Genomic DNA, 20,320 nt, shown 5'->3' with positions numbered 1-20,320 from the left:
ACGCAGGTGGACACGCCCCTGCCGCCGGAACTGACGCCGCCCCCCAGCCGCTTTCGCTGGGCCTGGTGGCTGCTGGCCTGGACCAGCCTGCTGCTGGGCCTGATCGGGCTGTTCCTGCCGGTGATGCCGACCACGGTGTTCATCCTGATCGCGGCCTTCGCCGCCTCGCGCGGGTCCGAGCGCCTGCACCGTGCCCTGCTGTCGCATCGGCACTTCGGCCCGCTGATCCACGACTGGCAGGCGCACGGGGCGATCCCGCGCCGGGCCAAGTGGCTGGCGAGCTGGACCATGCTGGCCAGCGCCGCATTCACCGTGACCGCGATGGTCTGGCTGACGCCGGCGCACTGGTGGCTGTCGGCCATTCCGGTGGCCTGTCTGTCGGCGGTGGTGCTGTGGATGTGGCAGCGGCCCGAGCCGCCGCCGGCGCCGTGACGCGGCGCTGATCGCGTGCGGCCCGCGCCGGCGGTTGTGCGCCGGCAATCGCTATACTCGAGCCATGAAGACCGTATCGCGAATCGCGCTCGTAAGCGCCGTGCTGCTGGCGCTGTCGGCCTGTGGCAACAAGGGTCCGCTGGTGCTGCCGGAGCGGCCCACGCCGGTGCAGCAGCCCGCCCCGGCACCCAAGACCCAGACCGGCGCGCCGCCGGTGCAGGTCAAGCCGCAGGAACCCACCTCCGCACCGAGCCCGCAGGACGATGCTGCCACCCAGGCCATCGACCAGGGCAGTGGCAATGGCAAGCCCTGACACCTCACCGCTGCGGTTCTCCAAGATGCATGGGGCGGGCAACGACTTCGTCGTGCTCGACCTGCGCGGCGGACGCTCCGCGCCGGACGCGGCCCTGGCCGCGCACCTGGCCGACCGCCATCGCGGCGTGGGCTGCGACCAGTTGCTGACCATCGAGGCGCCGCGGGCCGAGGGCTCGGTCGCCTCGTACCGGATCTGGAACGCCGACGGCTCGCTCTCGGGCCAGTGCGGCAACGGCGCGCGCTGCATCGCCGCCTGGCTGGTGCGTGCCGGCCTGGCCCAGGCCGAGGCGCCCTTCCAGATGGACAGCCCCGCCGGTACCCACCGCGTGGAGCGCACCGAGGCCGGCTTCGCCGTGGCCATGGGCGTGCCGCGCTGGCAGCCGGCGCAGGTGCCGCTGGCCGGGTTCGACAGCGAGCAGCCGAGCTATTCGGTGCGGATCGACGGCGAGGCGGTGGTGTTCGGCGCGGTGTCGATGGGCAATCCGCATGCGGTGGTGCAGGTGGCCGATGTCGCCAGCGCCCCGGTGGCCGAGCTGGGCCCGGCGCTGCAGGCCAGCGCGACGTTTCCCGAATCGGTCAACGTCGGCTTCGCCCAGGTGATCAGCCGCCAGCGCATCGGGCTGCGCGTGCTCGAGCGCGGCGTCGGCGAAACCCTGGCCTGCGGCAGCGGCGCCTGCGCGGCGGCGGTGGTGCTGATGCGCGCCGGCCTGGTCGAGCGCAGCGTCACCGTGTCGCTGCCCGGCGGCGACCTGCAGATCGATTGGCCCGACGATGCCGCCGAGGTGGTGATGTCCGGGCCGGCGACATTCGTGTTCGAAGGGGAATGGACGCAATGAGCGAGACCAACGAGAAACTCGGCAGCCACGAGGTGGCCGCCTGGCTGCGCCGGCATCCGGGTTTCCTGCAGCAGTTTCCGGACCTGGCCCAGACCCTGGTGGTGCCGCGCGAGAAGGGCCCGGCCGCCTCGCTGGCCAGCTACCAGCTGGAGGTGCTGCGCGACAAGAACCGCGAGCTCTCGCGCCGCCTGGGCGAACTGTCGGCCAACGCGCTGGAGAACGAGCGCCTGGCCGTGCGCGTGCACCAGCTGACCCTGGCGCTGATGCGCCAGTCCAGCGTCGCCGACACGCTGGCGGCGATGGCGGCCTCGCTGGAGGAGGATTTCCAGGGCGATCTGGTGCGGATCGTGATCTTCGCGCCGCTGCCGGAGTCGCTGGCCGACGCGCCCTGGCTGCAGTCGATCGCCGAGGGCAGCTCGCACCTGGTCCCGTTCCGCGACTGCCTGGCCGATGGCGAGCCGCTGTGCGGGCGCCTGCAGCCGCAGAAGAACACGCTGCTCTACGCCGCCCAGGCCGAGGAGATCGGTTCCTCGGCGCTGCTGCCGCTGCCCGGCGTGGGCCTGGTGGCCGTCGGCAGCCGCGATGGCAACCGCTTCTACCCCGGCATGGGCACGCTGTTCCTGCGCATGATGGGCGAGGCGCTGACCACCGCGTTGAAGCGCTTCGACGCCTAGGGCGAGGGCGATGTTCTTCCGCGCCTGGGTCATGCTGTCCATGGCGATCTTCCGGCTATGGCCGCTGTTGGCCACCGGCGTGTACGCGCGGCGCCAACCGGTGTCGCAGGGCGCCTGGGGCGTCGCGCTCGCGGCGACCTGCGTGCTGCTGGTGATCGCCCAGGTCTCGGCCATGCGCTGTTCCAGCGAACACCTCTCGCACACGCGTGGCCTGTTCGCGATCGGCGCTGCGATGAGCACCGGCTGGTTGTACGTGGATGCGCTGCTGGTGCCCGCGGTGGTCACCGCGGTGCTGCTGCTGTCGGTGGCGATGGCGCTGCTGCCGCAGGCGCCGGCGCGCTACCTGCGCCTGGTGCAGCGCATGCTGCGCCATCGGATGCAGCAGTGAGGCCGCGGCATGTCCGCCGTTGAGGCCTTCCTCGATCACCTGCGTGTCGAGCGCCAGGTCTCGGCGCATACGCTGGACGCCTATCGCCGCGACCTGACGGCGCTGACCCAGTGGGCCGCGCAGACGCAGGACGGCACGCCGGTCGAGGCGCTGCAGGCCGATCAGCTGCGGGCCTTCATCGCCGCCGGCCATCGCCAGGGGCTGGCGCCGACCAGTCTGCAGCGCCGGCTGTCGGCCTGCCGCAGCTTCTATCTGTGGCTGCTCAAGCACGGGCGCATCGCCGCCAGTCCCGTGGCCGGGCTGCGCGCGCCCAAGGCGCCGCGCAAGCTGCCCAAGGTGCTCGACGCCGACGAGGCCGTGCGCCTGGTCGAGGTGCCGACCGATGCGCCGCTGGGCCTGCGCGATCGCGCGCTGCTGGAACTGTTCTATTCCTCCGGGCTGCGCCTGAGCGAACTGTGCGCGCTGCGCTGGTCCGACCTGGATCTGGCCGCCGGCGTGGTCACCGTGCTGGGCAAGGGCCGCAAGCAGCGCATCGTGCCGGTGGGCTCGCACGCGCGCGCCGCGCTGGCGGCCTGGCGCGAGGAAAAGCCGGCGGAGGACGCCGCGCCGGTGTTCCCCGGCCGCGGCGGCGGCACGATCTCGCAGCGCGCCGTGCAGCTGCGCATCCAGCAGCTGGCGCAGCGCCAGGGGCTGTTCAAGCACGTGCATCCGCACATGCTGCGGCACAGCTTCGCCAGCCATATCCTCGAATCCTCCGGCGACCTGCGCGGCGTGCAGGAACTGCTCGGCCATGCCGACATCGCCACCACGCAGATCTATACGCACCTGGACTTCCAGCACCTGGCCAAGGTCTACGACGGCGCGCATCCGCGCGCCAAGCGCAAGGTCTGATCCGGCGCGCCCGGCCGATTCCGGCACGCGCTGCGCGGCCTAGAACCCGAGCACTTCGCCATCCAGTGGCATCTGTCTGGAATGGGGGATGCGATCCGGGCTGAACTTTGCCTCCGGGTCGATCGCCTGAGTGAGCGACCAGTGGCCCGGAGACCGATTGCTGTCGAACACGAACGGCAAGCCTTCCGAGCCTTCGAACGTCGCCGCGTTGGAGACGTGGAAGTGCAGGTGGGGCCCGTTGGAATTACCCGATTGACCCAGGCGCCCGAGCACCTGCCCGCGATGCAGCCGCTGTCCCACGGTGACCGCCACGCTGCCGGGTTGCAGATGGGCGTAGTGGACGAACACCTTCGGCGCGATCTGAAGCACCACGTAGTTGCCATACAGGCCCTGCGCGGTCAGCGAATCGGGCTCGGCCTGCGCTTCCAGGGGCGCGTGCTCCGGGGCGCCGTCATGGACATCGCGCACCACGCCGTCGGCCACGGCCAGGACCTGCGCGCCGTAGCCGATCCAGTCCTCGCGCCGGCTCCTGCTGAAGTCGACCGCACCACCGCGCAGGGCGCGGCCGTTCGCGTCGAGGCCGAACACATCGATGGCATAGCGTTGTGGAACGGTGAGCTGGCCATTGACCGCGACCAGGCTGCCCCAGTGATGCGATTGCGCGTTGCCCGGCCCTTCGCTGGCCAGCCACAGTCCCGGTGGCAGCGGCGGGCCCAGCACGAGCGGTGAGGTCGTGCCCACCTCCACAGACGCGCCATCGACCAGCGAGGTCCGGCCCTTGTCGTCGACGAAGACGAGCCGATGGCGCAGCACGCGTGGCGTCTGCCGGCCATCGGGCAGGGTCAGCCACAGGAACGCGACCGCGCGCATGCTCGCAGCGACGAGAACCTGGGTGGCATCCTCGTCGGCAGTCCGGGGCTGCACGGCCTGGACCAGATCCCGGCCGGTCAGGCTCGCGAGCGGCGTGGTCTCCTCGCCGGCGAAGACCTCGATGCGCTGCAGCCGCAACACGCCGGTGTCGCGGTAATAGTTGGTCACATGCAGCTCGTACGCCAGGTGCGTGCGGCCATCGTCACCCACCACTGGTATCGGCGCGCACGGCGTGCGCACCTCGACCGGCGCCAGGGCACGCTCGGCATTGCCGTCGGCGGGCAGGAGCAGGTTCAGCGCCGCCAGCACGAGCCAGAAGCCGGCCTTGCCAGGGGCGCGACGCGTCGGCGAACGCAAGGGTCTGATGGCAGGCATGATCATCCAGGGCAAAGGCATGTGAGCGCTGCCATGCCAGGCACCTTAGCAAGGTCTCCGCGTCCTGCGCAGGCTGACCGGGGATGAAACGGAGTCGGGCGCTGGCAAGGCCCAGCAGGGGCCCCGCTCCTGAAAGTCGTATCGACGCACGCCGGACCAAGGCGTGATCCATGACGCCACGAGCGTGTTTATCCGCCACGAAGGCAAAGTCGTCCCGGGATATGGGCAGGATCCGCGAAGGCGTGCATCCGCGGGCATGGCAGGAACATGACACCCGCGTATTGCGCTGGCTGACAATCTGGTCAAGGTTCAGCTTGGACCGGCAAGGATGCGGCTCCCTTCAACAGGACCAGGAGTCGTTGCATGAGGCAGTTCCTTTCCGCGTTGACGCTATCGCTGGCCATCGCCGCGCCCGCCATGGCCCAGGACGCGGCCGCCACCCGCGACGCGATCATCAAGAACGGTGCGCAGCTCAACGGACTGGCGCAGCAGTGCGGAAACATCACCCCGGAACAGGCCAAGACGCGCAAGGAACAGTCGCGCGTGGCGATCTACGGCAAGGGCGCCGATTCGAGCGGCTTCGATGCCTTGTACGACGCCGGCTTCAACGCGGGCATCGCCAGGATCAAGTCCGCGCCCGATGGCGGCAAGCAGATGTGCGAGCGCCTGAAGGCGCTGCAGCAGGGCCCGGCGAAGAAGTAAGCACGATCCGCCGCGCCTGGGCGTTGGGCCCAGGCGCGGCGGGCGGGTTGAAGACCCGCGCTGGGCGCCCCATCTGCTCTGGAGCATTCCGGAGCCTGCCATGGACCCCAGTCAGAACCCCAACGTCTTCCACGCCACCACCATCCTGTCGGTGCGCCGCAACGGCCACGTCGCCATCGCCGGCGACGGCCAGGTCACGCTCGGCCACACGGTGATGAAGGGCAATGCGCGCAAGGTGCGGCGGCTGGGCCGCGACGGCCACGTGCTGGCCGGCTTCGCCGGCGCCGCGGCCGATGCCTTCACCCTGTTCGAGCTGTTCGAGGCCAAGCTGGAAAAGCACGGCCAGCTGCAGCGCGCCGCGGTCGAGATGGCGCGCGACTGGCGCACCGAGCGCCGCTACGGAAAGCTCGAGGCCCTGCTGGCGGTGGCCGACAAGGACACCTCGCTGATCATCAGCGGCACCGGCGATGTGATCGAGCCGGAGGACGGCATCATCGCCATCGGCTCCGGCGGCTCCTATGCCCTGTCCGCCGCGCGCGCGCTGCTGGCGCATACCGAGCTGGAGGCCAAGGCCATCGCGGTCGAGGCGCTCAACATCGCCGGCGACATCTGCATCTATACCAACCGCAACGTGGTGGTCGAAGAGCTGTGAATGGGGAGTCGGGAATTGGGAATCGCAAAGGCGGTTTCCCGTATCCCGATGGCTCCGCTTTTGACCATTCCCCATTTCCCATTCCCGATTCCCACAATGAACGAAGCGAATAACTCCACCATGACCCCGCGCGAGATCGTGCAGGAGCTGGACCGGCACATCGTCGGCCAGCACGCGGCCAAGCGCGCGGTGGCCATCGCGCTGCGCAACCGCTGGCGCCGCGCGCAGCTCGAGCCGGAGCTGCGCAACGAGGTCATGCCCAAGAACATCCTGATGATCGGCCCCACCGGCGTGGGCAAGACCGAGATCGCGCGGCGCCTGGCGACGCTGGCCAATGCGCCGTTCGTCAAGGTCGAGGCCACGCGCTTCACCGAGGTCGGCTATGTGGGCAAGGACGTCGAGCAGATCATCCGCGACCTGGCCGATACCGCGGTCAAGCTGTATCGCGAACAGGCCAAGACCCGGGTGCGCACCCAGGCCGAGGAGCGCGCCGAGGATCGCCTCCTCGATGCGCTGCTGCCCAAGCGCAGCGGCGGCATCGGCTTCGATCCGGCGGTGGTGTCCAGCGAGCCGTCCGCGCAGGACAGCGACACCCGCGCCAAGTTCCGCAGGATGCTGCGCAAGGGCGAACTGGACGACAAGGAGATCGAGCTGGAGCTGGCCGCCAGCGTCGGCGGCGTGGACATCATGACCCCGCCGGGGATGGAGGAAATGGGCCAGCAGCTCAAGCAGATGTTCTCCAGCCTGGGCGCGGCCAAGACCCACAAGCGCACCGTGACCATCAAGGCCGCGCGTCCGCAGCTGATCGAGGAAGAGGCCGCCAAGCTGGTCAACGAGGACGACGTACGCGCGGCGGCGATCGAGGCCTGCGAGCAGCACGGCATCGTCTTCATCGACGAGATCGACAAGGTCGCCAAGCGCGGCGAGAACGTCGGCGGCGGCGATGTCAGTCGCGAGGGCGTGCAGCGCGATCTGCTGCCGCTTGTGGAAGGCTCCAACGTGTCGACCAAGTACGGCACGGTCAAGACCGACCACATCCTGTTCATCGCCTCCGGCGCGTTCCACCTGGCCAAACCCAGCGATCTGATCCCCGAGCTGCAGGGCCGCTTCCCGATCCGCGTGGAGCTGGGCGCGCTGAGCAAGGAGGACTTCGTGCGCATCCTCACCGAGCCCAAGGCCGCCCTGACCCGGCAGTACGTGCAGCTGATGCAGACCGAGGGCGTGACCCTGGCCTTCGAGCCCGACGCGGTGGAGCGACTGGCCGAGATCGCCTTCCAGGTCAACGAGCGCCAGGAGAACATCGGCGCGCGCCGCCTGCACACCGTGCTCGAGCGGTTGCTGGACACGCTCAGCTACGAGGCGCCGGATCGCGACGGCGAGGCGGTGACGGTCGATCGCGCCTATGTCGACAAGTACCTGGGCGAGCTGGTGCAGGATCCGGACCTGAGCCGTTACATCCTCTGACCGAGGCCGGCGGTCGAGATGACGAAGGCGCCTGCGGGCGCCTTCGTCGTGTGGTGCCGGCAACGCATGCCATGCCTGGTGGGAGCCGCCATGGCGGCGATGAGGCTTTGCCGATCAAGCCCCTCGCCGCCATCAGCGGCTCCCATAGGTAGAGCGGAGCTTGCTCCGCTGGGGCTTTCCACGATCCGGCCGAAATGCAGCGGAGCCCCCAAGAGGGGATTGCCACAAGCTCCGCTCTACAGGGAAGCCGCGACGTGGTCGGAACAGACAAGGGCTCCCAGCGTAGTCACAGCGCGTTGTCGGTCCGTTCTGGATGCGCGGCATACGCTGCGCCTGTCTTTCCCGTCATCGAGGTGCGTCATGCTGCGTCCTCTCGTGCTCGTGTCGGCGCTCGCGCTGGCCGCCGTCGCCGCGCCTGCGCAGGCGCGCACCACCTGCCACCTGACCTTCCAGATGTCGGGATGGTCGGTGTTCTACAAGACCTCCCAGGGCACCGGTGAAATCACCTGCGACAACGGCCAGCGCATGGCGGTGAAGGTCAGCGCCAAGGGCGGCGGGCTGACCGTGGGCAAGTCCAGCATCCACGGGCGCGGCGAGTTCACCGAGGTGCGCGGCATCGATGAGCTGCTGGGCAGCTATGCCACCGCCGAAGCGCATGCAGGCGTGGAGAAATCCAGCAAGGCCCAGGTGATGACCAAGGGCGAGGTATCGCTGTCGCTGGCCGGCACGGGCAAGGGCTGGGATCTGGGCGTGGCCTTCGGCGCGTTCCATATCGAGCCGCGCTGATTGCAGCGCGGCGCCGGCGCGGGGCGATCGTGCGCGGTGTTGGGCGAGCAAAGTCCCTGGGTTCCCGCGTTCGCGGGAACGACGAGGTGTGGGTTGCGTGGTGGGGCCCGCGTTTGCAGGAACGACGAAGAACGGCGGTGAGCCGCTTCAGTCTTCGCCGATGTCCTCGTTCCACACCTCGGGGTGGGCGGCGATGAAGCCGCCGAGCAGGTCGACGCATTCCTGATCGTCCAGGTCGATGACCTGCACGCCCGATTCGCGCAGCCAGTCGATGCCGCCCTGGAAGGTGCGCGATTCGCCCACCACCACGGTGCCGATGCCGAACTGGCGCACCAGCCCCGAGCAGTACCAGCACGGGGCCAGGGTGGTGACCATGATCGTGTCGCGGTAGCTGCGCTGGCGGCCGGCCTTGCGGAAGGCGTCGGTCTCGCCGTGCACGGAGGGGTCGCCCTCCTGTACGCGGCGGTTGTGGCCGCAGCCGAGCAGGCGGCCGTCGCCGTGGTAGAGCGCCGCGCCGATGGGGATGCCGCCTTCGGCCAGGCCGGCACGGGCTTCGTCGATGGCCGTGCGCAGCAGGGCGGCGTAGTCGGGGGTGGCGATCATGCAGGGGCTCCAGCAGGGGCGAGGACATCGCCGTTAGACCAAAGGATATTGCATCGCAACAGGAGCTGGACGGGCGACATGGAATACTCTGCGCCGTCGCCGACCACCCCAATCCAGGATTGTCCATGATGCATGCCACCCCCACGCCCACCTCGACCTCGGTGGCGCGCTCCACGCCCAAGCTGGCCATGGCGGTGGTGACGATCATCTTCTTCATGTGGGGCTTCCTGACCTGCCTCAACGACATCCTGGTTCCGCATCTGAAGTCGGTGTTCACGCTGAACTTCACCCAGGCCGCGCTGGTGCAGTTCACCTTCTTCGGCGCGTACTTCCTGATGTCGCTGCCGGCCGGTCGCGTGGTCGCCGCGCTGGGCTACAAGGGCGGCATCGTCTGCGGGCTGGCGGTGGCCGGCGTCGGTGCGCTGCTGTTCTGGCCGGCGGCCGGGGCGCACAGCTATCCGCTGTTCCTGTTCGCGCTGTTCGTGCTGGCCACCGGCATCACCGTGCTGCAGGTGGCGGCCAATCCTTATGTCGCGCTGCTGGGGCCGGAAAAGACCGCCTCCAGCCGCCTGAACCTGTCGCAGGCCTTCAACTCGCTGGGCACCGCGATCGCGCCGCTGTTCGGCGGCCTGCTGATCCTGGCGGCCGATCCGAAGACGCCCGAGCAGGTGGCCGCGATGTCGCAGGCCGATGCGCTGGCCTATCGCACCGCCGAGGCCAGCTCGGTGCAGATGCCCTACCTGGGCCTGGCGATCGCGCTGTTCGCGCTGGCGGTGTTCATCTTCGCCTTCCGCCTGCCCAAGCTGTCGGAAGAGAGCGAGCAGGGCGACGGGCGCCACTACGGCATCTTCGAGCCGCTGCGCCATCGCCACGTGCTGCTGGGCGTGCTGGGCCTGTTCTTCTATGTCGGTGCCGAGGTGTCCATCGGCAGCTATCTGGTCAACTTCCTGGCCATGCCCGACATCGGCGCGATGACCGAGAAGGCGGCGACCAACTACGTGTCGGCCTACTGGACCGGCGCGATGGTCGGCCGCTTCGTCGGCTCGGCGCTGCTGGTGCGCATCGACGCGGGCAAGCTGCTGGCGGTGTTCGCCGGCGTGGCCACGGTGCTGCTGCTGGTCACGTTGGCCACGACGGGCATGACCGCGGTCTATGCGGTGGTGGCCATCGGCCTGTTCAATTCGATCATGTTCCCGACCATCTTCACGCTGGGCATGGCCAAGCTGGGGCCGCTGACCAACCGCGCCTCCTCGCTGCTAATCATGGCCATCGTCGGCGGCGCGGTGCTGCCGCTGCTGATGGGCTTCCTGGCCGACCATATCGGTCTGCACCACGCCTTCGTGCTGCCGCTGGTGTGCTATCTGTACATCGCTTACTACGGCATCAGCGGGTCGAAGGTGCGCGAGCCGGTGCCGGTGGCTGGGGTGCAGCGCTGAGGGCGGATCGACTCTCTGGCGAAGGGGGAGGGGCTCGAGGTCTTTTGGCGTAGTGCGAAGAGCACCCCTCCCCCTCAGTCGCTAGCCGCGACTTCGAGCTCCCCTTCGCTGCGCGAAAGGGAGGGGGCAAAAGGCCGGCGGGGGAGCAGATTCAAGGGCGCACTTCGGTGCGCCTTTTGCGTTTGGGGCGGCGCGCGGGGTCTCGACGCCATCGCGCGCCGGTCGGTGCGATAATCGCGGGCATGAGCGAATCCCCCTATACCTCCGGCACCACCCACTTCGGCTTCCGTGATGTCGCCGCGCGCGACAAGCAGAAGCTGGTCGGCGAGGTCTTCACCTCGGTCGCCGGCAAGTACGACCTGATGAACGACCTGATGAGCCTGGGCATTCATCGGATCTGGAAGCGCTACTTCGCCGCCACCGCGCAGGTGAAGCCCGGCGACCGCGTGCTGGACCTGGCCGGCGGCACCGGCGACATCGCCGCGCTGCTCAAGGATCGCGTCGGCAAGGCCGGCAGCATCGTGCTGGGCGACATCAATGCCGGCATGCTTACCGTCGGCCGCGACCGGCTGACCAACCGCGGGTTGGTGTCCGGGCTGGAATACGTGCAGCTTAACGCCGAGGCGCTGCCGTTCCCGGACAACAGCTTCAACCTGGTGACCATCGCCTTCGGCCTGCGCAACGTGACCGACAAGGACGCGGCGCTGCGCGAGATGCATCGCGTGCTCAAGGTCGGCGGCCAGGCGCGCGTGCTGGAGTTCTCCGAGGTCAAGCCCGAGTGGTTCCGGCCGATCTACGATTTCCATTCGTTCAAGGTGCTGCCCAAGCTGGGCAAGCTGTTCGCCGGCGACGCCGACAGCTACCAGTACCTGGCCGAGTCGATCCGCAAGCATCCGCCGCAGGACCAGCTCAAGGCGATGATGACCGAGGCCGGCTTCGCCCGCACCCGCTACACCAACCTGTCGGCCGGCATCGTCGCCATCCACGACGGCTACAAGGTCTAAGAGGCCCGGCGGGCGCCTGGAGGTCGCAGGCGCACTCGCAGGCACGCGACGCAACGCCCGGCCCAGGCCGGGCGTTGTGCGTTGTGGGATTGGCCCGGGACGCAGGGGCTAGAATGCCGGTTCCCGTCCCAGACCGGCTGATTCCCCCGATGCGCTCTGTGTTGTTCACCCTGTCCTGCGCGGCCCTGCTGCTGTCGGCCTGCTCGAAGGAATCGGCCACGTCCGAGACCGCACCCACCGCCACGCCCAAGGCCGCCGCCGTGTCCAAGCCCGACCGTCGCCACGACGAGAGTTCCTACGCCCAGCCCGAGAAGGTCGTGATCAAGGACCTGGCGCTGGACGTCAAGCTGGACTTCGACACCAAGCAGATCGGCGGCACCGCCACCTATCGGCTGGACTGGAAAGACCCCAAGGCCACCGAGCTGGTCCTCGACACGCGCGCGCTGACCATCGAGAAGGTCGAGGGCGCCGGCGCCGACGGCAAGACCTTCGCGCCGCTGCAGTACGCGCTGGCCGACGCGGACAAGACCTTCGGCAGCAAGCTGACCATCCAGGCGCCGCAGCGCAATCCGGTGGTGCGCGTGACCTACCACACCTCGCCCGACGCCTCGGGCCTGCAGTGGCTGGCGCCGTCGATGACCGAGGGCAAGCAGCTGCCCTTCATGTTCAGCCAGTCCCAGGCGATCCATGCGCGCAGCTGGGTGCCGCTGCAGGACACGCCGGGCGTGCGCTTCACCTACACCGCGCACGTGACCAGCCGGCCCGACGTGATGGTGCTGATGAGCGCCGGCAACGACCCGGCCGCGGTGCGCGACGGCGATTACTTCTTCGTGCAGAACAAGCCGATCCCGTCCTACCTGCTGGCCATCGCCGCCGGCGACCTGGTGTTCCGCAAGCTCTCCGACCGCGCCGGCATCTGGGCCGAGCCGGCCATGGCCGACAAGGCCGCGGCCGAGTTCGCCGACACCGAGAAGATGATCACCACCACCGAGGATCTGTATGGCCCGTACCGCTGGGGCCGCTACGACATCCTGGTGCTGCCGCCCTCGTTCCCGTTCGGCGGCATGGAAAACCCGACGCTGACCTTCGCCACGCCCACGGTGATCGTCGGCGACAAGTCGCTGGTCTCGCTGGTGGCCCATGAGCTGGCGCACAGCTGGTCGGGCAACCTGGTGACCAACGCCTCGTGGAAGGACATCTGGCTCAACGAGGGCTTCACCACCTACGTGCAGGGCCGCATCACCGAGGCGGTGTATGGCCAGGAAATGGCCGAGATGGAGCGCCAGATCGACCAGACCGATCTGCTCAACGAGCTCAAGGACATGACCCCGGCGCAGCAGGCGCTGGCGCTGCCGCCGCTGGGCGAGACCGATCCGGACGAGGCGCTGAGCCAGGTCGCCTACGTCAAGGGCGCCTGGTTCCTGCAGTTCCTGGAGCAGCGCTTCGGGCGGGCGGTGTTCGACCCGTTCCTGCGCGGCTGGTTCAACGACCACGCCTTCCAGAGCGCGACCACCGACCAGTTCGTCGCCTACATGAAGCAGCACCTGTTGCCGAAGAATCCCAATGCGGTCGCCCAGGCGGAGCTGGATGCTTGGCTCGACCAGCCGGGCATTCCCGCCTTCGCCACGCGCGCGCAGTCGCGCGGGTTCGCGCTGGTGGACACCGCGCGCATCGCCTGGCTGGGCAGCGGCACGCTGCCCAACAAGCAGGTCACCGAGGACTGGGTGACCCAGCAGTGGGTGCACTTCATCGAAGGCCTGGGCCAGACCCTGCCGGTGGACAAGCTCAAGCAGCTCGATGCGGCCTACCACTTCACCGGCACGCCGAACGGCGAGATCGCCATGCGCTGGTATCCGCTGGCCATCCGCAGCGGCGATCGCGACGTGTGGCCGGCGGCGGGCGAGTTCATCGGCCGCGTCGGCCGGCGCAAGCTGATCATGCCGATCTACGCCGAACTGGTGAAAACGCCCGAGGGGCTGCAGTTCGCCCGCGAGGTGTTCGCCAAGGCCAAGCCGGGCTATCACCCGATCACCACCGGCTCGGTGGAGGCGATGCTGGACAAGGCGGGTCAGGCGGCGGCGCCGGCTGCCTCTGCGCCTGTCTCGACGCCGGCTCCGGAGGCCGAACCGGCGGCTTCGACGCCGGCCGCGAGCACGCCTGCCGCGACCAAGCCGCCGGCACAGTAAGCGGCGTTCGGGTTGACCTCGGCCCGCGCTAGCCGCGGGCGCGGCGGCCTTCCAGCCATCCTTCAGACGACGCGCTCCGCCCCCTCCCTTTGGCCGAAGGCCAAGGGGAGCTCGAAGTCGCGGCTAGTGACGGAGGGGGAGGGGGGCTTTTCGCGGCTAAGTCAAAAGCAAAAGCACCCCCTCCCAGCCTCCCCCTTCGCTGCGCGAAAGGGGAGGGGCGGTGCCTGCGTCTTCTCACACAGCGGAGCGCGCCTGCTCCCTTCCTTTGGTCGTAGGCCGAGGGGAGCTTGAAGTCGCGGCTAGCGACTGAGGGGAGGGGCTTTCAGGCTTGAGCGAGGGCCTGGTCGGCGTCGGCCAGGGCACGCCAGCGCGGCAGTTCGTGCAGCTTGCGCACGCGGCGCAGGTAGTCGGTGTCGACTTCGCTGCCGTCGATCAGTGCCGCCGCCACGTGCACGGCGCCGGCGACCCAGAACAGCGTGCCGGCGCGCGCCGGCTGCTGGTGCCAGGCGACCGCTTCGATCATCGGCGCGGGCAGGCCCCACAGGCCGAGCAGATAGGCGCCGGCGACGCTGTGCGGCAGCAGGGTCGGGCCGTCCGGCTCGTGCAGTTCCAGCGGCGGCAGCAGCCGGCCGACCTGGGACAGGAGGCCGGCGGTGGCGGCCACGCCGGTGCCGGCCTCGGGCAGCAGCTGGTCGGCCAGGCGCGAGATGCGCAGCGCGCGCTCGCGCACCTCGTCCACGCCGGGGCCGGAGGAGAACACCTCGCTGGCCAGCACCAGCCGGCGCAGCGCGTCCTGGCCCAGGCGCACCACCGCCATGCGCAGGTCGCTGATCTCGCGCCCGCCGGAGTAGTAGGCCGAGTTGCTCAGGCGCAGCACGCGCGCGGCCAGCGCCGGGTCCTGCGTGACCACGTCCACCAGATCGGCGGCCTGGGTGCTGTCGTTGCGCAGCAGGCGGCTCAGGGTGAGGTACTGCTTGGGCGCGGCCGGCAGCGGGCCGGCTTGCTCGATGGCCTGCTTGAGCCGCGCATCGTCCAGCAGCGAGCGCAGTTCGACGATGTCGTCGATGGCATCGATCAGGGCGACCGGATCGAACGGCTCGGGCAGCACGCGGTGGGCCACGTCCAGCGCCTGCATCATCTCCTCGCCCTGCGGATCGGGCACCAGCACCACGCGCGCGGCCAGCGGGAAGCGCTCGCGCAGCTCGTGCATCATCAGGTTGCAGCGGTTCCAGCCGGTGCCGGAGAAGCACACCAGCGCGTCGGGCGCCAGGGCGTCCAGATGCGGGGTGGGACCATCGCCCAGCTGCAGCCAGCTCACCCCCCAGTCGCGGCCACGCGCGGCCAGGTGGATCTGGAGTTGCGCTGCCTGTTCGCTGGTTTCACCAGCCACGACGATGTGCACGGAGCCCTCAGGAGGTGTTGCGATGCGATGCCCGCATGATAGCAACGCTATTTATCGCAATCGCGGCGTTGGCGTGCCTTTGGTCGGGGACGCCGGCCGGTTCGCTCAGCCTGCCCCGCCCAGCGGGAAGGTCGCGCGCACGCAGGTGCCCTCATCGTCCGAGCTCTCGTGCAGCTGGCCTGCGTGCTGCCCCGCGCGGGCGTGCATGCCGCGCCGGCCGAAGCCCGCCGGGCTGCCCACGTCGTAGCCGGCGCCGTCGTCGCGCACGGTCAGCTGCAGCGTGCTGGCGCGGACCAGCAGGCTGACCTGGATCTGGGTGGCGCGGGCGTGGCGCAGGGCATTGGTCAATGCCTCCTGGGCGATGCGGTACACGGCCAGCTCCAGTGCGTCGGGCAGGCGCGGCAGCTCGGCCGGGGCCTGCAGGGTGCAGCGCACCGCGCCCGAGGCGTCGTGGCGCTGGCACATCGCCTCCAGCGCGGCGACCAGGCCGGCCTGCTGCAGCAGCGGCGGCTGCAGGGCGTGGGTCATGCCGCGCACGGCCTGCAGGGCCTGGGCCGAGAGCGCGTCGAGATCGCAGGCCAGATCCTGCTGCTGCGGCACGGTCAGGGTGGCGGAGAGTTCGGCCAGGCTCAGGCGCAGGGAAGTGAGCAGCTGGCCGAGCTCGTCGTGCAGTTCGCGGGCGATGCGCGCGCGCTCGGCGTCCTGGGCGGCGATCAGGGCGTCGCGGAAGGCGGGGTCGTGGGCCGCGTCATGGGCAGGGTCGGGCATGGGCGCCAGCCTAAAGCGTGCGACGGGCTTCGACGTGAGGATGGGTCGGCAGGGAGCGCCTCGAATCGAGCCGCGCGGTACAGCCGCACGCTGGCGCGTCGCGCGCTTGATCTCGAAGTGGATCAGCCGCGCCGGCGTCGGAGCCCGCGCGGCTGCAGCTCATTATCGATCGTGCGGGAGGGCGCGGCTGCGCTGGTAGCGGTCCAGCCAGACGTCGAAGTCCACCCGCGGCAGCGCCGGCGAGTACAGATAGCCCTGCACCTCGTTGCAGCCCAGCGCGCGCAGGAAGTCGGCCTGGGTGTCGGTCTCCACGCCTTCGGCGGTGACCTGCAGGTCGAAGTTGCGCGCGATCAGCAGGATCGAGCGCACGATCGCCGCATCGCCGCGGTCCTGCATCACATCGCGCACGAAGCCGCGATCGATCTTGACCCGGTCCACGGCCAGGTGATGCAGCGTGGACAGCGAGGCATAGCCGGTGCCGAAGTCGTCGTAGGCCACGCGCAGCCCGCGCCGGCGCAGCTGCTGCAGCGTGGAGGCGGCATTGCCGTCTTCCCGCAGCGCGATGATCTCGGTCAGTTCCAGCTCCAGCCGCGCCGGCGCCAGGCCGCTGCTGGCCAGGGCGTTGTCGACTTCCTTGAGCAGATCCTCGTGGGCGAACTGCACCGGGAACAGGTTCACGCTCACCGCCAGCGGGCGGCCGTCCATCAGCGGCCAGCTCACCGCGTCCTTGCAGGCCTGTTCCAGCACCCACCAGCCCACCGTGGTGGCGATGCCGCTGACCGCCAGGGCCTCGATGAACTCCGCCGGCAGCAGCACCCCGCGCTCGGGGTGGCGCCAGCGCAGCAAGGCCTCGGCGCCGGACACGCGGCCGGACTTGAGCTCGATCTGCGGCTGGTAGTGGAGCTCGAACTCGCCGTCGCGGTGGGCGCGGCGCAGCTCAAGGTCCAGCCGTCGCCGGTCGATGGCCTCGGTGCGCATGCTCGGTTCGAAGCGCCGCAGCGAGCGGCCGCGGCTGCGCTTGGCGTGGTGCATGGCCAGCTGCGCGCGGGTGACTAGTTCCAGCGCATCGGGCAGCTCGGGCGAATCGTCGACCGCGGCGACCTCGTCGGCCGGCACGGACGGCAGCGCCGGCTCGGCCTCGCCATCCATCGCCACGCCGATGCAGGCATCCAGGTGCACGCGATGCAGATCGACCTCGCACGGCTGGGCCAGGTCCAGCAGCAGCGCGTTGAGCATGGCCTCCATCGGCTTCTGCCGCGCGCTGGGGAAGCACAGCGCGAACTCATCGCCCTCCAGCCGCGCCAGGAAGACATCGTCGGGCAGCCGCGCGAACAGGCGCGCGGCCACCACCTGCAGCACCGTATCGGCGGTGGCGTGGCCCAGGGTCACGATGATCGAGCGGAAGTTGTCCAGGCCCAGCACCGCGACCGCCGTGGGAATGCCTTGGTTGCGGCGTTCGTCCAGCGCGACCAGCAGGCCGTTGCGCGTGGGCAGGCCGGTGACCGGATCCTCTTCGGTGCGCGCGCGCTCGCGCGCGGGATCGTCGAGCAGGGCATCGACGTAGCCGGCGATCGGATCGTCGGAGGGCGAGCGGTTCACGCGGCCTGGCTCCGTGTGGCGGACAGCGGCGGCTGGGCCTGCAGCCAGGCCAGCGCCTGGCGGTAGGCATTGGCGCCCGGGCCGGTCATGGGCGCGGCCGAGGCCAGCGCGCGCGCATCGCGCAGGCGCGCATCCATCGGGATGGCCTGCGGCCACACGCGGCCGGTGTGCAGGTCGTGCAGCAGCTCCAGGCTCTGCGTGCCCAGGGTGGTGCGGCTGTCGTACAGCGTGGGCAGCACGAAGCGCGGCAGCGGCCGGCGACGCGAGGTCTCGACCATCTCGGCGGTATGCAGCATGTCGGTCAGGCCGTGCAAGGCCAACGGATCGGTCTGGGTGGGCACGATCAGCGCGTCGGCGGCGGCCAGGGCGTTGACCATCAGCAGGCCCAGCGTGGGGGGGCAGTCCAGCAGGACCTCATCGTAGAGGTCGGCCACGCCGGACAGGGCGCGCTGCAGCGCCATGCCCAGGCCCGGCTGGCTGGCGCTGCGGCGCTCCAGCGTGGCCAGCGCCGGCTGCGCGGCGAGCAGGCGCAGGCCCTCGATGGGCGTGGTGCGCGCCAGCGTATCCGCGCCGGGGGCGCCGTGGGCGAACAGCTCGTGCGTGCCGCTGGGCACCGGATGGCGCGGCACGTTGAACGCCCGCGTCATCGAGGCATGCGGGTCCATGTCCACGATCAGCACCTGGCGGCCGGCCTGCGCCAGGCAGCGCGCCAGGCACAGCGTGGTCGTGGTCTTGCCCACGCCGCCTTTCTGGTTGGCGATCGCCCAGGTCTTCATCAACCGGCGGCCTCCACGTTGGCGGGCAGCGGGGTGACGGCCACCGGCGTGGACGGCTGCGGCTGGAGCGTGTCGGGGCTGACCGAGTCCGGGCCGCGCGGGCGGCCGCCGTTGGGCGTGGCCAGGATCACCAGCACCACGCGGCGGTTGGCGTTGCGGCCCTGCGCGGTGGCGTTGTCGGCGACCGGCTGGAACTGCCCGTAGCCCACCACCGCCAGCCGCGCCGGCGATACGCCGGTCTGGGTCAGCACGTGGACCACGCTGGCCGCGCGCGCGGCCGACAGCTCCCAGTTGGAGGCGAACTGCGCCGTGGCGATGGGCTGATCGTCGGTATAGCCCTCCACGCGCACCGCGTTGGGCACGTCGCGCAGGACCTGCGCCACGCGCTGCACGGTCGAGGCGGCCACCGGGCTGGGCGTGGCCACGCCGCTGGGGAACAGGATGTCGCTCTGGATCTCCACTTCCAGATAGTTCTCGCCGCGGCGCACGGTGACCTGGTGCTTGGCCACCAGGTCGGAAAGCACGGCCTGGATGTTCTCGCCGACCGCGCCCAGCTGGCCGCCGCCGATGCCCGGGCCCTGGCTGGCGGTGGCGTCGAACGCGGTGGGCGTCATGCCGACGGTGGACTGGCCGTAGCGCGGCGCGTCCAGCGCCTGGCGCATCTTGGCCTGCATCAGCTGGCTGGCCGGGGCCGGGCCGATGCGCGCGGCCGAGGTCGCCAGCGAGGGACGGTCGAAGGAGGAGCCCAGCAGCTGGTGCTTGCCCAGCTGCACTGGCGAGACCGAGCGCGGCGGGCCGCCGAACTCGGCGTTGAGCGCGTCGGACACCGCGCGGAACTTGCCCTCGTTGACCGAGGAGATCGCGTACATCACCACGAAGAAGGCCAGCAGCAACGTCATGAGGTCGCCCATGGGGATCGCCCAGGCCTCATGGTTGACGTGGTCTTCGTGCTGGTGCTTGCGCGCCATGGGGGGAGGTCGTCCTTGTGTTCTAGTGCGCCACGTAGACCGACAGTCGGGATTCGATGTTGCGCGGGTTTTCGCCCTGCGCGATGGCGATCAGGCCCTCGAGGATCATCTCACGGGACTCGTTCTGTTCGGCGATCAGCGCCTTGAGCTTGGCCGCCACCGGCAGGAACATCAGGTTGGCCATGCCGATGCCGTAGATGGTGGCGGTGAACGCCGCGCCGATGCCGTGGCCCAGCTTGGACGGGTCGGCGAGGTTCTTCATCACCGCGATCAGGCCCAGCACCGCGCCGATGATGCCCAGCGTGGGCGCGTAGATGCCCATGCCCTCGAACACCTTGGCCGCGGCGGTGTCGCGGGTCTGCTGGTGGTGCATGTCGGTCTCCAGCACGTTGCGGATCGACTCGGGCTCGATGCCGTCGACCACCATCTGCAGGCCCTTCTTGATGAAGGCGTCGTCCTGCTCCTTGACCTGCGCCTCGAGGCCGAGCAGGCCCTGCTTGCGCGCGGTGTTGGACCACTCGACGATCTTGGCCAGCACGCCGGCGCGGTCCTGCGCGGGCGGCATGAACACCCATTTGACCAGCTTGAAGGCCAGCAGGAAGGTAGACATATGGGTCTGCAGCATGATCGAGGCGAAGGTGCCGATAACCACGATCACGAACGCGGCCGGCGACCACAGGCTTTCGATGCCGGCGCCCTTGAGCACGCTGCCGAGCAGCAGCGCGACCAGCGCGAGAATGGCACCAACGAGGCTGAGCTTGTCCATGATCTGTATGACGGCCGCGCGCCGGATTCCTGAAGAGAGGTTTTTCGCACGCGGCGCGACAGGCGGGATGCGGCGCGCGCGATGCGCGCGCCTCATGCACCTGGGATGCGTTGCGGCTGACCCTGTGTTGCAAGATACGCGCCAGGCTCATGGCGCGGCTCCGCGATGGATCACTGTCGCGGCGTGATGCAGTGCGCGGTTTCTCGATGTGGCTGGAATCCGTGCGGTCCCTTTGCGCAGCGAGGGGAGTTGGGAGGCGGGGATCTTCTGGCTTACCGCGAAGAGCACCCCCAGCCCCTCAGTCGCTAGCCGCGACTTCGAGCTCCCCTTGGCCTGCGGCCAATGGGATGGGGCAGACCGCGCGCGGCCTTTCAAATGGCTGAGGCTATCGCTCCCGCGAAAGGCAGGAGCCGGCTTCGGGCTTTGC

Annotated in this window: 21 protein-coding genes; 13 read left to right on the top strand and 8 right to left on the bottom strand. The window is 69.8% G+C overall.

Annotated elements, in window-relative coordinates; genetic code table 11:
* Positions 1 to 6 precede the first annotated feature (6 nt).
* The 6 genes from WFQ05_RS13615 to xerC all read left to right on the top strand — a co-directional run bounded on the left by WFQ05_RS13615 (position 7) and on the right by xerC (position 3,536).
* Entirely contained in the window at positions 7 to 432 is a 426-nt protein-coding gene (locus tag WFQ05_RS13615) for a YbaN family protein (RefSeq protein ID WP_235871534.1), read from the top strand.
* 64 nt (positions 433 to 496) lie between these two features.
* Entirely contained in the window at positions 497 to 745 is a 249-nt protein-coding gene (locus tag WFQ05_RS13610; protein WP_130515497.1) for a lipoprotein, read from the top strand.
* Complete coding sequence (gene dapF / locus WFQ05_RS13605) at positions 732 to 1,583, top strand: diaminopimelate epimerase (RefSeq protein WP_337054218.1); 852 nt, start codon at positions 732 to 734, stop codon at positions 1,581 to 1,583. The genes WFQ05_RS13610 and dapF overlap by 14 nt, the downstream gene beginning before the upstream one ends.
* Positions 1,580 to 2,257: a DUF484 family protein gene (locus tag WFQ05_RS13600; protein ID WP_130561215.1), complete on the top strand. Its 678-nt coding sequence runs from the start codon at positions 1,580 to 1,582 to the stop codon at positions 2,255 to 2,257. The genes dapF and WFQ05_RS13600 overlap by 4 nt, the downstream gene beginning before the upstream one ends.
* Before the next feature lie 10 nt (positions 2,258 to 2,267).
* Positions 2,268 to 2,645, top strand: coding sequence for a hypothetical protein (locus WFQ05_RS13595; protein ID WP_337054217.1), 378 nt, complete (start codon positions 2,268 to 2,270; stop codon positions 2,643 to 2,645).
* A gap of 9 nt (positions 2,646 to 2,654) precedes the next feature.
* Positions 2,655 to 3,536: a tyrosine recombinase XerC gene (xerC, locus tag WFQ05_RS13590; RefSeq protein WP_130533484.1), complete on the top strand. Its 882-nt coding sequence runs from the start codon at positions 2,655 to 2,657 to the stop codon at positions 3,534 to 3,536.
* A 39-nt stretch (positions 3,537 to 3,575) separates the two neighbouring features.
* Here xerC and WFQ05_RS13585 read toward each other — a convergent pair whose 3' ends face one another.
* On the bottom strand, positions 3,576 to 4,802 hold the full coding sequence (locus WFQ05_RS13585; RefSeq protein ID WP_337054216.1) for a M23 family metallopeptidase: 1,227 nt from the start codon (positions 4,800 to 4,802) through the stop codon (positions 3,576 to 3,578).
* 342 nt (positions 4,803 to 5,144) lie between these two features.
* On the opposite strand from WFQ05_RS13585, the gene WFQ05_RS13580 reads away from it, so the two are divergent.
* From WFQ05_RS13580 to WFQ05_RS13565, 4 genes are all read left to right on the top strand, one after another.
* The gene (locus WFQ05_RS13580; protein WP_131660913.1) at positions 5,145 to 5,483 is read left to right on the top strand and encodes a hypothetical protein; all 339 of its coding nucleotides are present in this window, start codon (positions 5,145 to 5,147) and stop codon (positions 5,481 to 5,483) included.
* Between the two features lie 100 nt (positions 5,484 to 5,583).
* Complete coding sequence (gene hslV, locus WFQ05_RS13575) at positions 5,584 to 6,135, top strand: ATP-dependent protease subunit HslV (RefSeq protein WP_130515511.1); 552 nt, start codon at positions 5,584 to 5,586, stop codon at positions 6,133 to 6,135.
* Positions 6,136 to 6,231: 96 nt separating this feature from the next.
* Complete coding sequence (hslU, locus tag WFQ05_RS13570) at positions 6,232 to 7,599, top strand: ATP-dependent protease ATPase subunit HslU (RefSeq protein WP_205953477.1); 1,368 nt, start codon at positions 6,232 to 6,234, stop codon at positions 7,597 to 7,599.
* Between the two features lie 360 nt (positions 7,600 to 7,959).
* Positions 7,960 to 8,385, top strand: coding sequence for a hypothetical protein (locus WFQ05_RS13565; RefSeq protein WP_337054215.1), 426 nt, complete (start codon positions 7,960 to 7,962; stop codon positions 8,383 to 8,385).
* Between the two features lie 147 nt (positions 8,386 to 8,532).
* Here the strand turns inward: WFQ05_RS13565 and WFQ05_RS13560 are convergent, their stop codons facing one another.
* Positions 8,533 to 8,988: a nucleoside deaminase gene (locus WFQ05_RS13560; protein ID WP_130515515.1), complete on the bottom strand. Its 456-nt coding sequence runs from the start codon at positions 8,986 to 8,988 to the stop codon at positions 8,533 to 8,535.
* Between the two features lie 125 nt (positions 8,989 to 9,113).
* Here WFQ05_RS13560 and fucP point away from each other — a divergent pair, with 125 nt between their 5' ends.
* The 3 genes from fucP to WFQ05_RS13545 all read left to right on the top strand — a co-directional run bounded on the left by fucP (position 9,114) and on the right by WFQ05_RS13545 (position 13,614).
* Positions 9,114 to 10,424 (top strand): L-fucose:H+ symporter permease, encoded by a 1,311-nt coding sequence (gene fucP, locus WFQ05_RS13555; RefSeq protein WP_130523202.1) that lies wholly within the window; start codon positions 9,114 to 9,116, stop codon positions 10,422 to 10,424.
* 242 nt (positions 10,425 to 10,666) lie between these two features.
* Positions 10,667 to 11,428: a bifunctional demethylmenaquinone methyltransferase/2-methoxy-6-polyprenyl-1,4-benzoquinol methylase UbiE gene (ubiE, locus tag WFQ05_RS13550; RefSeq protein WP_130515519.1), complete on the top strand. Its 762-nt coding sequence runs from the start codon at positions 10,667 to 10,669 to the stop codon at positions 11,426 to 11,428.
* 149 nt (positions 11,429 to 11,577) lie between these two features.
* The gene (locus WFQ05_RS13545) at positions 11,578 to 13,614 is read left to right on the top strand and encodes a M1 family metallopeptidase (RefSeq protein ID WP_337054214.1); all 2,037 of its coding nucleotides are present in this window, start codon (positions 11,578 to 11,580) and stop codon (positions 13,612 to 13,614) included.
* Between the two features lie 322 nt (positions 13,615 to 13,936).
* Here WFQ05_RS13545 and WFQ05_RS13540 read toward each other — a convergent pair whose 3' ends face one another.
* From WFQ05_RS13540 to WFQ05_RS13515, 6 genes are all read right to left on the bottom strand, one after another.
* Positions 13,937 to 15,016, bottom strand: a complete 1,080-nt coding sequence (locus WFQ05_RS13540) for an HDOD domain-containing protein (RefSeq protein WP_130523203.1) — start codon at positions 15,014 to 15,016, stop codon at positions 13,937 to 13,939.
* A gap of 105 nt (positions 15,017 to 15,121) precedes the next feature.
* Entirely contained in the window at positions 15,122 to 15,784 is a 663-nt protein-coding gene (locus WFQ05_RS13535) for a sensor histidine kinase (RefSeq protein ID WP_306993492.1), read from the bottom strand.
* A gap of 162 nt (positions 15,785 to 15,946) precedes the next feature.
* Positions 15,947 to 17,383: a bifunctional diguanylate cyclase/phosphodiesterase gene (locus tag WFQ05_RS13530; RefSeq protein WP_337054212.1), complete on the bottom strand. Its 1,437-nt coding sequence runs from the start codon at positions 17,381 to 17,383 to the stop codon at positions 15,947 to 15,949.
* The gene (locus WFQ05_RS13525; protein ID WP_337054211.1) at positions 17,380 to 18,159 is read right to left on the bottom strand and encodes a ParA family protein; all 780 of its coding nucleotides are present in this window, start codon (positions 18,157 to 18,159) and stop codon (positions 17,380 to 17,382) included. Before WFQ05_RS13525 ends, WFQ05_RS13530 begins: the two co-directional genes overlap by 4 nt.
* A complete protein-coding gene (gene motD / locus WFQ05_RS13520; protein ID WP_337054210.1) occupies positions 18,159 to 19,127 on the bottom strand; it encodes a flagellar motor protein MotD in 969 nt (322 codons plus the stop codon). The genes WFQ05_RS13525 and motD overlap by 1 nt, the downstream gene beginning before the upstream one ends.
* 22 nt (positions 19,128 to 19,149) lie before the next feature.
* Entirely contained in the window at positions 19,150 to 19,893 is a 744-nt protein-coding gene (locus WFQ05_RS13515; protein WP_130515533.1) for a flagellar motor protein, read from the bottom strand.
* Positions 19,894 to 20,320 lie beyond the last annotated feature (427 nt).

The organism is Pseudoxanthomonas sp. USHLN014, from assembly GCF_037153335.1.
GTDB lineage: Bacteria > Pseudomonadota > Gammaproteobacteria > Xanthomonadales > Xanthomonadaceae > Pseudoxanthomonas_A > Pseudoxanthomonas_A winnipegensis.
Note: the sequence above shows the minus strand (reverse complement) of the source record. Positions and strands in the feature narration are given on the sequence as shown.